This window comes from Streptomyces sp. NPDC051822 (genome assembly GCF_044452745.1).
GTDB lineage: Bacteria > Actinomycetota > Actinomycetes > Streptomycetales > Streptomycetaceae > Streptomyces.
On the sequence record NZ_JBITBZ010000001.1, the window covers coordinates 777,501 to 790,073 of the forward strand.

Below are 12,573 nucleotides of genomic sequence, written 5' to 3' on the forward strand. Positions count from 1 at the left end.
GGTCCTATTCTGAAAAGGCCGGGAAAGGGGTGAGCGGCCATGTCCGCACCCACCACGATCGACCCTGTCGAGCGAGCCAGGGACGCGGCGGCCCGTGAGTCCTGGGCCGAGGCGTACGCGCTGCTCCACGCCCACGACAGGCACCCCTCGCGCGGCCTGACCGCCGACGACCTGTCCGTGCTCGCCGACGCCGCCTGGTGGTCGGGGCACGTCGACGAGTCCGTCACCGCCCGGCTCAGGGCGCACGCCGCCTACCTCGCGGCCGACGACCACCGGGGCGCCGGGCTCGCCGCCTGGTGGCTGCACTACGAGTACCTGGGCCTCGGCCGCCCCGCCGCCGCGGCCGGCTGGCTCCACCGGGCCCGGCACCACCTGGAGGGCCTGCCGGACTGCCCGGAGCAGTGCTTCCTCGCCTGGAGCGACGCCGAGGAGGCCCAGGCGCGCGGCGACCACGAGGCCGCCCTCGCCGCCGCCCGCCGGATGACCGGCCTCGCCCTCGACTCCGGCAGCCCCGACCTCCTCGCCCTCAGCCGTCAGGCCGAGTCGGGCGTCCTCCTCGCAGCGGGCCGCAGGACCGAGGCCCTCGCCCTCCTCGACGACGCGATGTGCGCGGTGTCGGCGGACGAGCTGAGCGGCATGTTCACGGGCTGGCTGTTCTGCCTGGCCCTGACCCAGTGCATGGAGGCGGCAGACTTCGGCCGGGCCGTGGAGTGGACGAACGCGGCGATGGAGTGGTGCGCCCCACCCTGGTCGGGCCACCCGCCGCAGGACGGCCGGGAAGCCCGTACGGAACCGGCCGACGCATCCGCCCCCGCGCCGCTCGCAACCGCCCCGACGCCGCTCGCATCCGCCCCCACGCCGCTCCCCATGAGCGTGCCCTCCGGCGAGAACCCGTTCCGTGGCGTCTGCCGGGCCCACCGGGTCGAGGTCCTCGACCTCCTGGGCGCCTGGGCGCTCGCCGAGGCGGAGGCCCGGCAGGCCTGCCGCGAGGTGCCGGTGGACTGCCTGGAGTCGGCCGCCGCCGCCTACTACGCCGCCGGTGACGTCCAGCGGCGCCAGGGCCGCCTGGACGAGGCCGCCGTGTCGTACGGGCACGCCCACGAGCTGGGCAGGATCCCGCAGCCGGGCCTCGCGCTGCTGCGGCTCGCGCAGGGCCGCGCCGACGCGGCGGTGGCCGGCGTCGACCTGGCCCTGGCCTGCCGGGGCGAGGCCCACCACGACCTCCTGGGCCTGGCCCGGCTGCTCGCCGCCCGTACCGAGGTGGCCCTCGCCGTCCGCGACGTGTCCCGTGCGGCGGAGGCGGCTGCGGATCTCGACGCGCTGGCCGGGGACGTACCGCTGCTGCGCGCGCTCGCCGACACGGCGCTCGGCTCGGTGGCCCTGGCCCGGCGGACCCCCGACGCACTGCCGCCGCTGCGGCGGGCGCTCGCCGGCTGGCTGGAGCTCCGGGTGCCGTACGAGGCCGCGCAGGTACGGATGCTGCTCGCGGCGGCCGACCGGGCGGCGGGCGACGAGGAGGCGGCCCGCCTCGAACTGGGCACCGCGCGGGCCGTGTTCGAGCGGCTCGGGGCCGTACCGGACGCCCGGCGCGCGGCGGCGCTGCTCTCCGCCGGGGCGCGGCGGCGGCTGCCCGGCGGGCTCACGGCACGGGAGGCGGAGGTGCTGCGGCTCGTCGCGTCGGGCGGGACGAACAAGGACATCGCCCGCACCCTGGTGATCAGCGAGCACACGGTCGCCCGGCACCTGAACAACATCTTCGCCAAGCTGGGCGTCGGCTCCCGCGCCGCCGCGACGGCCTACGCGTACGCCCACGGTCTGGTCTGAACGGCCCATCCGGGAGCGTCGCCGGCCATGGGCGGTTCGGGCGATGCGGTCGCCGGGCCCGGCGGATAGACCGGAGACATGACCACCATCACCGATCCCCTGGACACGCTTCGCGGTGCCGTGCGCGGCACCGTCGTGACCCGTGGCGACCCGTCGTACGACGTGTCCCGCCGGGTCTACAACGCCCTGCACGACCGTCGCCCCGCCGTCGTCGTCCACGCCGTGGACACCGCCGACGTGATCGCGGCGGTGCTGTACGCCCAGGAGCACGGCCTGCCGCTCGCCGTGCGCGGCGGCTCCCACTCGGTGGCCGGGTTCGGCACCGTGGACGACGGGCTCGTCGTCGACCTGTCCCGGATGCGGGGCGTCCGGGTCGACCCGGAGGCCCGTACCGCGCGGGCGGAGGGCGGCGCCACCTGGGGCGACTTCGACCACGCCACCCACGCCTTCGGCCTCGCCACCACCGGCGGGGTGATCTCCACGACCGGCGTCGGCGGTCTGACGCTCGGCGGCGGCATGGGCCACCTGGCCCGCCGCTGCGGCCTGAGCTGCGACAACCTGATCGCGGCCGACGTGGTGACCGCCGAGGGCACCCTCGTCTCCTGTGACGCCGAGCGGCACCCGGACCTGTTCTGGGCGCTGCGGGGCGGCGGCGGCAACTTCGGCGTCGCCACCTCGCTCGCGTACCGGTTGCACCCGGTCGCGGACGTCTTCGGCGGCCTGACCTGCTACCCGCTCGACGGGGACGTGGTCCGCGCGTGGGCGGAGCTGATCGCGGACTCCCCCGAGGAGCTGAACGTGATCATGGTCCTGGCGCTCGGCCCCGAGGAGCCGTTCCTGCCCGAGCGCTGGCACGGCCGCCCGATCTGCGCCGCCTTCACCTGCCACAGCGGACCTGTGTCGGAGGACGACAAGGTCCTGGCCCGCCTGGACGGTCTCGGCCCGGTGATCGGCCGCTTCATGGAGCGCATGCCGTACCCGGTCGTCAACACCCTCTTCGACGAGCAGCTGCCGCCAGGGCTCCTCCACTACTGGAAGGGCAACTTCAGCCGCGAGATGTCGGACGGGGCCATCGCGGCCCACATGGAGTACGGCGCGACCATGCCGTCCCTGGAGTCGGACACGGCGATCTTCCCGATCGACGGGGCCTGCCACCGGGTCGGCGCGGAGGACACCGCGTTCGCCTACCGGGACGCCTTCTTCTCGCACTCCTTCGGCGGCACCTGGACCGACGCGGCGGACACGGAGCGGAACATCGCCTGGACCCGGGACTACGACAGGGCCCTGCGCCCGCACACCCAGGAGGGCGGGTACGTGAACTTCATGGACACCGACGACCAGGACCGGGTGCGGGTCAACTACCGGCAGAACTTCGACCGGCTGCGGAGCGTGAAGCGCCGGTACGACCCCGGGAACGTGTTCCGGCTCAACCAGAACATCGTTCCTTAGGAGTACCGAGGAGTCCCGTCTACGGCACGGTCCTCGCCGAGGCGAGCAGCCGGATGGTGTCGTCGGGAGCGAGCGCGAGCGCGTTCCCGACCGTGCCGAGGACCTCCTGCTCGGCCGGGCTGTAGGTCCCGTCGGCGAGGGCGATCCGGGCGGCCTGGAGCAGGATCGACTCCCGCCCGGCGGGCGCCAGGTGCGGGGTGAGCGGCTCCAGGGCCTCGTGCAGCTCGATCGCGAGGAGCGCCCCCTCGGGGTTCACCTCGGGCATGAAGCGCCCGGTGTCGGCCTCCAGGGCCTCGACGAGGTCGACGAGCTGGACGGCCGTGCACTCGGCGAAGCCGGCGGACCTGACCGCCCGTACGGCCCGGTCGAGGACCGCGCGCGAGTCGGTGCCGCCGGCCGCGAGCACGGCCAGGGCGACAGTGTGCACGGCGTCCCGCAGCATCGCCGAGAAACGGCTGGTCGTGGGGCGGTCGAGGACCTCCGTACCGAAGTGCGTGTGACAGGCCGCGCACTCGACGACGGGGCCCGTACAGCCGCGGGGCAGGACCGGGACGCCCAGGACGGCGAACCTGCGGCGGCCGGTGCGCCGCCGGTAGTTGCGGTCGCCCCCGCACTCCTCGCAGAAGAACTCGCCGTCTCCCACGGTGTTCCAGGAGGTACGGATTCCGCAGACGCCCACCTTCGCACCACGTGAATTCCGGGCAGACGGCATACGCACCTCCTCAACGGCCCGGCTGCACTGCCGGCGTTGGCGTGATGTTAGCCACATCCTTGATGTGGCGTCAGCACCTCGTCACGACTTCGGTGGGGAGTTGGCCGAGACATGCCATCGCCGGGCGGTCCTCAGGAAGCGCGGCGACGGCGCTTTGCGAAGGCCAGGAAGCCTCCGCCGACGAGGACGGCCGCCACGGCGGCGCCGATCACACCGGGACCGATGGCCGAACCGGTCGTCGCGAGATCACCCTCCGGGGTGGCGGACGGGGCCGCGGTCGGCGTCGCGGCGGGGACGGTGGTGGCCTCTCCCGGGGCGGTGGGCGTGCCCGGGGCGGACGGCGACGCGGACTCCTGCGGCGACGTCGGCGTACCGGTCGGCGTGGCCGTCGGCGTGGAGCCGCCCTCGCCGGGGGTCGCCGAGGGGGTGGGGACGGGGGTCTCCGTCGGCTTCGGGGCCTCCGGGGTGACGACCGGGCCGGGGCTCGTCTCCTCCGGGAGGCAGCCGGCGAAGTTCATCTGGTGGGTCTCGGCGCCGGGGACCGTGTCGAGCGACTCGGCGATGACGGAGCCGTTGACGTGGCCGGGGCCGTAGCCCGTACCGCCCATGGAGACGGCGGCGTTCGGCGCGAGGATCGTGCCGGGCCAGGACGAGTAGTTCTTCTTCACCGTCTCGGCCTGCGGGAAGTTCCAGAGGAGCCGGGAGCGGACCTGCTTGAAGGCGGCGCTGCCGGAGGCGTAGTCGTCCTGGACGAAGGCGCCGGCCTGCTCGTCCCAGAGCCACACGCCGTAGGTGGGCTCGGCCTGCATGTCGTACGTAGCGCCGAGCACGTTCACCAGGGTCGAGGAACCGGCCGGCACCTTGACCGAGACGGCGCCCGCCTTCTCCAGGTCGGAGGCGTTCACGGCGAAGACGTTGAGCTTCTCGTCCGTGCCGGTCAGGAAGAGGCCGTCGCCGGAGGCGGCCACCTCGCCGGTGGGCTCGACGCCCGCCCAGCCGGCCGACAGCGCCCGCAGCTTCGCGAACTCCTTCGCGAAGTCGACCGGGGAGGCGCCCTCGGTGACCTTGCCGCCGTCGACGCCGAAGCCCTGGCCCGGGGTGGAACGGTCGACGACCTTGCCCGCGACGCCGGTGCCGTGGTCCAGGACGACCTGGTTCGCGTACAGCGTGCCGCCGACGACGAGGCTGTGGCCGCCGGGCAGCTTCGCGAGGTCGGCACCGGTGAGCTTGTGGCCGATGGAGAAGCCGGAGCGCTGCTTCGGGTCGCCGAAGGCGGCGTCGCCGCCGACGGCGACCGCGCCCTCGGAGTCCGAGTGGCGGGTGGAGTCCTTCTCGACGAACTCGGCGTAGCGGCCGGCGGTGCCGAGCGGCTGCGTCACGCACTCCGTGGTGGTCGCGGATCCGGCGGCGGAAGCGGCGGGGGCCCAGGCGAGGGCGGCGCCGGTCACCGCGAGAACAGTGGCCACGGCAGCGGTCGTACGCATGCGGAACTCCAGGTCAGGGAGGTGCGAAGGGGGCGCGTGGGGGGTGTGTCCGAAGGGGACGGGCCGACCTTCCGCCATTCCCCGATGTACCGTCAACTCACCTCATATGACGCCGATTCCGGCATGGCGGGATCATCTTCCTTAAGTGAACCTGAAACCGTGAGGCAGCTCACACATGCGACTGCCCCGCACCTCACGGAGAGGTACGGGGCAGCGGCTGCCGAACGGGTCAGCGGATCAGTGCGTCAGCGGGCGGAGCGGTTGACCGCCGAGATGACCGCCTTCAGGGAGGCGCGGGTCGTGTTGGCGTCGATGCCGATGCCCCACAGGACCTGGCCGTCGATGGCGCACTCGATGTACGAGGCGGCCTGCGCGGAGGCGCCCTCGCTCATCGTGTGCTCCTGGTAGTCCAGCAGTCGGGCGTCCACGCCGATCGCCTGCAGGGCGGCGAAGAAGGCGGAGATCGGGCCGTTGCCGGAGCCGGTCAGGACGGTCTCGACACCGTCGACGACCGCCTCGACGGTCAGCGTGTCCGTGCCGTCCGTGTCGGAGGTGGTCTGGCCGGAGCGCAGCTGGATGCGTCCCCAGGCGTTGTCCGGGTTGGGCAGGTACTCGTCCTGGAAGACGGACCAGATCGCGGCCGGGGTGACCTCGCCGCCCTCGGTGTCGGTCTTCTGCTGGATGATCTTCGAGAACTCGATCTGCATCCGGCGCGGCAGGTCCAGCTTGTGGTCGTTCTTCAGGACGTACGCGATGCCGCCCTTGCCGGACTGCGAGTTGACCCGGATGACGGCCTCGTAGGAGCGGCCGACGTCCTTCGGGTCGATCGGCAGGTACGGCACGGCCCACTCGATGTCGTCGACGGTGACGCCCTTGGCGGCCGCGTCGGCCTCCATCGCGTCGAAGCCCTTCTTGATGGCGTCCTGGTGGGAGCCGGAGAAGGCGGTGTAGACCAGGTCGCCCGCGTAGGGGTGGCGCGGGTGGACCTCCATCTGGTTGCAGTACTCGCTCGTGCGGCGGATCTCGTCGATCTGGGAGAAGTCGATCTGCGGGTCCACGCCCTGCGAGAACAGGTTCATGCCCAGGGTCACCAGGTCGACGTTGCCGGTGCGCTCGCCCTGCCCGAACAGGCAGCCCTCGATGCGGTCGGCGCCGGCCATGATGGCCAGCTCGGCGGCGGCCACGGCCGTACCGCGGTCGTTGTGCGGGTGGACCGACAGGCAGACGTGCTCGCGGCGGGTCAGGTTCCGGGACATCCACTCGAACCGGTCCGCGTGCGTGGACGGCGTCGAGCGCTCCACGGTGGCGGGCAGGTTGAGGATGATCTCGCGGCCGGGACCCGGCTGCCAGACGTCACAGACCGCCTCGCAGACCTCCAGGGCGAAGTCCAGCTCGGTGTCGGTGAAGATCTCGGGGCTGTACTGGTAGCCGAAGACCGTGCGCTCGTCGAGCAGCTTCTCCGCGTACTCCATGACCAGGCGGGTGCCGTCCACGGCGATCTGCTTGATCTGCTCCTTCGAGCCGCGGAAGACGACCCGGCGGAAGGTGGGCGCGGTGGCGTTGTACAGGTGGACGGTGGCGCGCTTCGCGCCGACCAGGGACTCCACGGTCCGCTCGATCAGGTCCTCGCGGGCCTGGGTCAGTACGGAGATGGTGACGTCGTCCGGGATCGCGCCCTCTTCGATGATGGAGCGCACGAACGCGAAGTCGGTCTCGCCGGAGGACGGGAAGCCGACCTCGATCTCCTTGTAGCCCATGCGCACCAGCAGGTCGAACATCTCGCGCTTGCGGGCGGGGCTCATCGGGTCGATCAGGGCCTGGTTGCCGTCACGCAGGTCGGTGGACAGCCAGCGGGGGGCCTTGGTGATGCGTTGCTCGGGCCAGGTGCGGTCGGGGATGACCACGGCCTCGTAGCGGCCGTACTTGTGGATCGGCATCCCGGACGGCTTCTGCAGCTGCGTGGCGTTGGTGACGGGCGTGGGGCGCTCGATGAAGGGCGACTGGCTCATTGCGTTGGGCTCCTCGAAATCCTGCGAGAGGGAGGGACGGCCGACTGTCGAACGCAACACCAGGTCCCGCGGGGAGGGGGTCGGCCTACGACTACAGGCCCTCGCCGCGGCAGCTAAGGAGAAGCAGCCCGAAACGCATGATGTGCCGCAGCCTAGCTCAGGGACGTCGGAGACCGACGTTCCGTTCCAGTATGCGGGACGGCTCGCGCGTCAAGCCTGATCAGTGACGGATCACTCCATTTCGCCAATCCTCGTCGCATCTCGTGACAGTGACCTCACGCAGTGCCACATTGCGGAGATGACTCCCCACACGCATGCCTTCTGCTCGATCGTCCCCCCGCACCTCCTGGAGCACCTGGCGCACTCCTCGAACCCGGCCGTCGCCGCCGCCGCCCGACGCACCCTGATCGCCGACGCCTCCGCCCGTACCTTCCGGGTGCTGCCGCTGCCCGGCACGGCGCCCACGCTCGCCCCCGGCGAGGCCGGCCGGCCGCACCGCACCGTCTACGACTGCCTGCAGGGCACCGACCTGCCGGGCGAGCGGGTCCGCGCCGAGGGCGAGGAGGCGACCGGGGACGCCACCGTCAACCGGGCGTACGCGGGCCTCGGCGCCACCTTCGACCTCTTCATGAACGTCTTCGGGCACGACTCGATCGACGGCGCGGGGCTGCCGCTGCACGCCTCCGTCCACTACGACGAGAACTACGGCAACGCCTTCTGGAACGGCGAGCAGATGGTGTTCGGCGACGGCGACGACGAGATCTTCCTCGACTTCACCCTCCCCGTGGACGTCATCGGCCACGAGCTGGCCCACGGCTTCACCCAGTACTCGGCGAACCTGGAGTACTTCAGCCAGTCCGGCGCCCTCAACGAGTCCGTCTCCGACGTCTTCGGCTCGCTGGTCAAGCAGTACGCCCGCGGCCAGAGCGCCGAGCAGGCCGACTGGCTCATCGGTGAGGGCCTCTTCCACCCGAACGTGCAGGGCACGGCGCTGCGCTCCATGAAGGCCCCCGGCACCGCGTACGACGACGACGTCCTCGGCAAGGACCCGCAGCCCGCCCACATGGACGACTACGTCCGCACCGGCCGTGACAACGGCGGGGTGCACATCAACTCCGGCATCCCCAACCACGCCTTCTACCTGGCCGCGACCGAGCTCGGCGGCAACGCCTGGGAGCGGGCCGGGCAGATCTGGTACGACGTGATGACCGGCGGGACGCTGACCCCCGAGGCCCGTTTCTCCGAGTTCGCGGCGGCCACGGTGGCGGCGGCGCGGGCCCGGTACGGCGACGGGGAGGAGATCCAGGCCGTCCTGAAGGGCTGGGCGGCGGTCGGCGTACCGACCGACTGACCCGGCGCGCCGGACCCTGGTAGACAGGTCCCATGCGGATTCGAGTGCGGCGCACGGGCGGTTTCGCGGGCATCGAGCGGTCGGCGGAGGTGGACACCTCGGGCCTGCCCGATGCCGGCGACTGGCAGGCCCTCGCCGGGCAGGTCCTCGACGGGGGCAGCGACGAGAGCCGGGGCGTACCGGACGGCTTCGCGTACGAGATCACGATCGACGACCGTACGATCCGCTGCTGCGACCCCCGCCTCTCGGACGCGCAGAGGACCCTCATCGCGAGGGTCCTCAAGGAAGGCGCGTAGGCCCCGTCCGGCGGATCCGGGCCCCGTGGCCTGTCCGGCGCGGATACGGGCCCGGGCTCCCGCTCTAGAAGCCCAGCTTGCGCAGCTGCTTGGGATCCCGCTGCCAGTCCTTCGCGACCTTCACGTGCAGGTCGAGGAAGACCGGCGTGCCGAGAAGCGCCTCGATGTGCTTGCGGGACTTCATGCCGACCTCCTTCAGACGGCTGCCCTTGGGGCCGATGATGATCCCCTTCTGACTGGGGCGCTCGATGTACACGTTGGCGTGGATGTCGAGCAGCGGCCGGTCCGCGGGGCGGTTCTCGCGGGGGATCATCTCCTCCACGACCACCGCGATCGAGTGCGGCAGCTCGTCCCGTACGCCTTCGAGCGCGGCCTCGCGGATCAGCTCCGCGACCATGACCTGCTCCGGCTCGTCCGTGAGGTCGCCCTCCGGGTAGAGCGGCGGGGACTCGGGGAGCAGCGGGATCAGCAGGTCGGCGACGAGCTGGACCTGCTTGTCGCCGACGGCCGAGACCGGGACGATCTGCGCCCACTCGAAGCCCAGCTCCTTGCCGAGCTGGTCGACGGCGATGAGCTGCTCGGCGAGCGTCTTGGAGTCGACCAGGTCGGTCTTGGTGATGATCGCGACCTTGGGGGTCTTCTTGATCGCGGCGAGCTCCTTGACGATGAACTTGTCACCGGGGCCGAGCTTCTGGTCGGCGGGCAGGCAGAAGCCGATCACGTCGACCTCGGCCCAGGTGGTGCGCACGACGTCGTTGAGCCGCTCGCCGAGGAGGGTGCGCGGCTTGTGGAGGCCGGGGGTGTCCACCAGGATCAGCTGCGCCTCGGGGCGGTGCACGATGCCCCGGACGGTGTGCCGGGTGGTCTGCGGCCGGTTCGAGGTGATGGCCACCTTCTGGCCGACCAGAGCGTTCGTGAGAGTGGACTTGCCCGCGTTGGGGCGGCCTACGAAGCAGGCGAAGCCGGCCCGGTGGACGGCTTCGGTTTCTTGGTTGCGAGCGCTCATGGGGGCCATTGTCCCCGATGGACGCCCGCCTCACGTACCTCAGTGCGGATCCGGGGCCGTACGGGCCGCCCGGCGCCGTCGGATCCGCAGTCCGAAGAGGCCGGCGGCGGCCCCCGCGAGCAGGGTCGTGGCGGCGGCCCAGGGCACGGCGAGGAAGGACACCGTGCCGGTCTCCCGCACGTTCTTCGCGGTGGCGGTGAGGGTGACGTCGCCCCAGTCGAGGTGCGGGGAGCCGGTCCAGCGCTCGGTGAGCCGGATCTTCTGCCGGGGCAGCAGCTCGGACGGCACCTTCGTGAGGTCGCGTTCGAGGAGGGTGCGGCCGAAGAGGCCTTCGGCGCGGAGCACGACCTCGGGGTCGAGGGTGACGTTGCCCCGGTTGTGCAGGGTGTACGAGACGACGGCGCTGCCGGCCCGGGTGCCGGGGACCAGTGGCCGGTCCTGGTCGAGGGTGACGTCCTCGACGGCGAGGGCGGGGACGGTGGGGCCGCTGACCCGCAGGTAGAGCCGGGCGGCGACCGCGCGCCGCACGCCGACGGCGACGGAGCCCTTCCCGCCGGGGCTGATCCGCTCGTCGAGGGCGACGAGGGCCCCGGGGTGGTCGCCGGGGTCGGCGTCGGCGGGGACGGTCAGGGTGTACGGGACGGTGACGGCCTTGCCCGGCGGGACGGTGATCCGGCTCTGAGCGGGCTTGATCCAGGCCCCGGCGCCGGTCTGCTTCTCGCGCTGGGTGCGGACGGCGAAGCCGCCGTCGCGGTCGGTGTTGTAGGCGTCGGCGCCGTAGAGCCGGAAGGTCAGCGGGGCGGCCGTCTTGTTGGCCACGGTGACCCGGTCGGTGAGGGTGGAGCCGGGGTCGGCGGTGAGGAAGAAGTAGGGGCGGCTGCCGAGCCGGGCGGCGGCCGGGTAGACGGCCCACTCGCCGTTCTCGGCGGCCCCCGCGCTCGGCGCGGGGCCCAGGCACAGGCCCGCGAGAAGGGCGCTCAGGAGGAGGACGTACGGCTTGGTGCGCACGGGTGCGGACCCCCCGGGGGTGCGGATGGGAGCGGGCAGGGCAGGTGCGGGCAGGGCGGGTGCGCGCCCGGCCCGCCGGACGGTCAGGACAGGGTCAGGGTGAGCACGCCCGCGTACGCGCCGGGCGCGGTGAACGCCGGGACGTCCAGGGAGAGCCCGGCGCCGACGGTGAACTCGCCGCCCGTGAGGGTGCCGTTCGGGGTGGAGGCGAGGGTCGCGCCGCCGCTGCCGACCGGTCCTGACGAGCCGGCCGCGCAGGTGCTGGGGCTGCCGGCCTTGGCGGTGCAGGCCGGGGTCCAGCTGAGGTTCCCGGCGCCGATGGAGCCGCCGGGGCCGGTGAAGTCGGTGACCTTGCCGGTGAGGGACCAGCCCGCGGGGCCGCCGCGGAAGTCCTTGACCGTCACCGTGTTGAGGTCGCCGGTGGCGGCGCCGCCCTGACCGAAGTCGACGGAGGACAGCTGGACGGCGTCCCCGGCCTGGGTCATGGACAGTTCGCCCGCCGTGACGGCCGCGGTGATCGTCTGGCTGTTCGGCGGGGCCGGGACGACGACCTTGTACGCGGCGGGTCCCGCGCCCTTCTCGGGGTCCCAGGCCGCGCCCTCGTACGCCACGATCCCAGTCGTCGCCACGTCGTTGACCTTCAGGCGCGCGGCGAACCCGCCCTCGCTGTCGGTGGTGACGGTCATCCGGTCGGCGGTCTCCGCCGCTCCGGCGCGGCCGGCGACGGTGACCTCGGTGAGCGGGGTGAACTTGGCGCCATTGACGGTGACCCGGACACCGGCGTCCCCCGAGGCGCTGTCGAGCTGGAGCGTGCGGGCGTTGGGGCTGGTGACGGGGCTCGCGACGACCGTCTCGGAGACCGGGGCGGGCGGGCTGAGCACCGTGCAGGGGGTGTCCAGCTCCATGAGGTAGCTGGTGTGGATGTTGTAGTCGCCGGGCGAGAGAGTGATCGATCCGGCCTGCGTGACCGTGAAGGTGCCGGTCATGGAGAAGGCGGGGAAGGAGCCCTTGCCGGGGACCGGCGGGTTCTTCTTGGGTCCGGTGACGTTGACCGCGCCGGTCTGGGCGCCGCCGACGACGACCTTGCCGCTGGGCGTCATGATGTCGGCCGGGAGCGCGAGGTCGACCGGGTTGGACGCGGCGGGCTTGGTGATCGTGTAGGTGACGGTCACGGTGTCGCCGACCTTGGGGCTGCTCTTGTCGACCGTGATCGCGGCGGTGGTGGTGCCTTCGATGGCCGGGATGCCGGCGATCGGCGGCGGGACGCAGCGCGTGGGGAACTGGACCTCCACGGACGTGCTGGTCGCGCCGGCCGGGGCGGCGAGTGCGCCGCCCGCGGTGACCGCGAGGGCGGTGGCGCCGAGGACGGCGGTCCAGCGCCGTCTTCGGGCCGCCGCCCTGGATCGGGTGAGTGCCATGGATGTGCCCCCTCCT

10 protein-coding genes are annotated in these 12,573 nt (G+C 72.6%); 4 read left to right on the plus strand and 6 right to left on the minus strand.

The window, feature by feature from the left end; all coding sequences use genetic code 11:
* Positions 1 to 39 precede the first annotated feature (39 nt).
* Both ACIA8N_RS03575 and ACIA8N_RS03580 read left to right on the plus strand, forming a co-directional pair.
* The gene (locus ACIA8N_RS03575) at positions 40 to 1,824 is read left to right on the plus strand and encodes a LuxR C-terminal-related transcriptional regulator (protein ID WP_365785510.1); all 1,785 of its coding nucleotides are present in this window, start codon (positions 40 to 42) and stop codon (positions 1,822 to 1,824) included.
* 78 nt (positions 1,825 to 1,902) lie between these two features.
* Positions 1,903 to 3,273 carry an FAD-binding oxidoreductase gene (locus ACIA8N_RS03580; protein WP_365785508.1) on the plus strand — a complete coding sequence of 457 codons (1,371 nt, stop codon included), beginning with the start codon at positions 1,903 to 1,905 and terminating at the stop codon, positions 3,271 to 3,273.
* A gap of 19 nt (positions 3,274 to 3,292) precedes the next feature.
* On the opposite strand, the gene ACIA8N_RS03585 is transcribed toward ACIA8N_RS03580, so the two are convergent.
* From ACIA8N_RS03585 to leuA, 3 genes are all read right to left on the minus strand, one after another.
* Complete coding sequence (locus ACIA8N_RS03585) at positions 3,293 to 3,985, minus strand: TerB family tellurite resistance protein (protein WP_365785506.1); 693 nt, start codon at positions 3,983 to 3,985, stop codon at positions 3,293 to 3,295.
* Positions 3,986 to 4,116: 131 nt separating this feature from the next.
* The gene (locus ACIA8N_RS03590) at positions 4,117 to 5,469 is read right to left on the minus strand and encodes a choice-of-anchor A family protein (RefSeq protein ID WP_365785504.1); all 1,353 of its coding nucleotides are present in this window, start codon (positions 5,467 to 5,469) and stop codon (positions 4,117 to 4,119) included.
* A 245-nt stretch (positions 5,470 to 5,714) separates the two neighbouring features.
* Complete coding sequence (gene leuA, locus ACIA8N_RS03595) at positions 5,715 to 7,478, minus strand: 2-isopropylmalate synthase (protein ID WP_365785502.1); 1,764 nt, start codon at positions 7,476 to 7,478, stop codon at positions 5,715 to 5,717.
* A gap of 298 nt (positions 7,479 to 7,776) precedes the next feature.
* Here leuA and ACIA8N_RS03600 point away from each other — a divergent pair, with 298 nt between their 5' ends.
* Both ACIA8N_RS03600 and ACIA8N_RS03605 read left to right on the plus strand, forming a co-directional pair.
* The gene (locus ACIA8N_RS03600; RefSeq protein WP_365785500.1) at positions 7,777 to 8,829 is read left to right on the plus strand and encodes a M4 family metallopeptidase; all 1,053 of its coding nucleotides are present in this window, start codon (positions 7,777 to 7,779) and stop codon (positions 8,827 to 8,829) included.
* Positions 8,830 to 8,861: 32 nt separating this feature from the next.
* A complete protein-coding gene (locus ACIA8N_RS03605; RefSeq protein WP_365785498.1) occupies positions 8,862 to 9,125 on the plus strand; it encodes a protealysin inhibitor emfourin in 264 nt (87 codons plus the stop codon).
* 64 nt (positions 9,126 to 9,189) lie between these two features.
* Here ACIA8N_RS03605 and era read toward each other — a convergent pair whose 3' ends face one another.
* The 3 genes from era to ACIA8N_RS03620 form a co-directional block, all read right to left on the minus strand.
* Positions 9,190 to 10,140 (minus strand): GTPase Era, encoded by a 951-nt coding sequence (gene era / locus ACIA8N_RS03610; protein ID WP_399415580.1) that lies wholly within the window; start codon positions 10,138 to 10,140, stop codon positions 9,190 to 9,192.
* A gap of 30 nt (positions 10,141 to 10,170) precedes the next feature.
* Entirely contained in the window at positions 10,171 to 11,139 is a 969-nt protein-coding gene (locus ACIA8N_RS03615; protein ID WP_365785494.1) for a WxL protein peptidoglycan domain-containing protein, read from the minus strand.
* 83 nt (positions 11,140 to 11,222) lie between these two features.
* Positions 11,223 to 12,557, minus strand: a complete 1,335-nt coding sequence (locus ACIA8N_RS03620; RefSeq protein ID WP_365785492.1) for a beta-xylosidase — start codon at positions 12,555 to 12,557, stop codon at positions 11,223 to 11,225.
* Between the last annotated feature and the right edge of the window lie 16 nt (positions 12,558 to 12,573).